Below are 220 nucleotides of genomic sequence, written 5' to 3' on the forward strand. Positions count from 1 at the left end.
TCCGGCGAGGTGATGGTCAGACCGGTCAGCTGCGCCTGGGTCAGCGTGTAGCTGCCGTCCGGGTTGTGCGTCCCCGCCGACAGCGTGGCGCCTGCCGGCAGCCCGCTGATGGTGATGCTCACCGTCTCCGTCGGCGACAGCGGCGCCAGCGCGATCGGCAAGGCGATCGAGACGTCCTCCAGCCCGGCCAGCGGCAAGGCCGGCAGCGTCAGGCCGGGCG

1 protein-coding gene is annotated in these 220 nt (G+C 73.2%); it reads right to left on the reverse strand.

The genetic code is table 11. From position 1 onward, the window contains the following. Positions 1–220, reverse strand: a 220-nt coding sequence (locus tag GVN67_RS29605; RefSeq protein WP_160000817.1) for a hypothetical protein, incomplete at both ends; no start/stop codon positions are given.

The organism is Roseomonas sp. 18066, from assembly GCF_902706185.1.
Lineage (GTDB): Bacteria > Pseudomonadota > Alphaproteobacteria > Acetobacterales > Acetobacteraceae > Pseudoroseomonas.